This window comes from Vibrio sp. Vb0598 (assembly GCF_033338935.1).
Classification (GTDB): Bacteria; Pseudomonadota; Gammaproteobacteria; order Enterobacterales; family Vibrionaceae; genus Vibrio; species Vibrio alginolyticus.
Genome location: NZ_JAWOTP010000108.1, coordinates 1 through 1,454, shown reverse-complemented (window position 1 = coordinate 1,454; position 1,454 = coordinate 1). Strand labels below are relative to the sequence as shown.

Annotated in this window: 2 protein-coding genes; both read left to right on the top strand. The window is 41.7% G+C overall.

The features are described from left to right. A partial coding sequence (locus R7Q38_RS23300) for a phospholipase A (RefSeq protein WP_318114454.1) occupies positions 1 to 647 on the top strand: 647 nt, incomplete at its 5' end. 236 nt (positions 648 to 883) lie between these two features. Beyond that, positions 884 to 1,261: a hypothetical protein gene (locus R7Q38_RS23295; RefSeq protein ID WP_005462601.1), complete on the top strand. Its 378-nt coding sequence runs from the start codon at positions 884 to 886 to the stop codon at positions 1,259 to 1,261. Positions 1,262 to 1,454 lie beyond the last annotated feature (193 nt).

Here is a 1,454-nt window from a genome sequence, read left to right as displayed (position 1 = left end):
ACATCAACCAAAGCGCCTACAGCGAAATGGGCTCAGAGATGGATTCACTGCAAGATTTTGAAGTGAAGTTTCAGATCTCAGCATCAATTCCATTTTATCGCTTCAGCTCAGGCACTGCTTTGATGGGGGCTTATACTCAAAAGTCCCTATGGCAACTGGCAAACTCTGATATCTCATCGCCATTTAGAGAAACAAACTACAAGCCGCAAGTGTTCTTAGCACATCAATCGAACATGTTGTTGTTCAATCATGTTGAAGCCGGTTACAAACATGAATCGAACGGTCAATCCAGCAAACTGTCACGCAGTTGGGACCGTCTATATGTCGCTGCCGAGCGTTTTTCTGGCCCAGTCGAATATGGCGTACATGCATGGTGGGTGATTACCACAGAAAATGACGACATGGAAAATTACTACGCACCTTACGAGTTGTGGGCGAAAGTTTATACCCGTGCGGGCGTGGTCAATACACGCGGTTTTTACAACTTTGCTGATGATAAAGGTGGGGTTGAACTAGGTTACACATTCTATTTCAATGACATTCTTGGTGTATATCTTCAAGGTTACCATGGCTACGGTGAAACGCTGATCGACTATGACCATTCTCAAACCCGTGTTGGGCTTGGTATTAAGCTGATGAATCTATAAGCTTTTGGTATTGACATCGTCGCTTAAGCCCTGTTTTTAGTTTGCTGTTTGAAATATTAATCAATTGAATGCTTATATATGGCGAAGCTGTGCATCACTTGTTACAAAGCTGGTTTTAATATTTCCTTTTGAATGTAATTAAGGGCATAAAAGACTATTCTTTTATATCCCATTGCTATATCAAAATAGTTGAACGATATTTGGTATATCTCATTTTCGAGTGTCGGGGGCAGAGAATGGATCAACAAGGAAAGACATGCATTGAGTTCGACTACACCAGCTTTTTAGGAGCTACAGGAAGTAAGAAATGGACCTTCTTAGAGGCGTTCGCGACCATTGCGCCCATTTTTGGTTTGATGTGGAAGCAGAACATTGCAGAGTTGAGCCGACCGGAAGATCGACTCTGGGATGCGGCATTAAAATCGATGTCTTCACGTCAAAGTGATGAATCGAACTTAGTTCGTTTAACTCAGCTCGCAAAGCATGAAGGGATAAATGAATTACGTGTTGTCATGCCATATTCACTCGACTCAAAGCAGATTGAATATATTGAATCTCGCAGTAAGTTGAAGGTCGATGCATCGGAGCAAGATGTTCTGAATATCAAGTTTTAAGCGTGGCCTTCTAATCTCACTTATACGCTTAAATAGAATCACCACAAAAGCGACCTCTCTGGGTCGCTTTTTCGTATCTCAAGTGCCATGCATTCCACCTGCTCTGTCTAGCTCACATTATTGATTGGCTTAGTCCAATGCCACTTTTGTTGGAAGTGTGATTAATATAGAGTATTTACGCTTAATTAAACAA

What these genes read in the sequence shown, in the direction of transcription:
- R7Q38_RS23295 (WP_005462601.1), top strand. Translation starts at nt 884, where the DNA reads ATGGATCAACAAGGAAAGACATGCATTGAGTTCGACTACACCAGCTTT.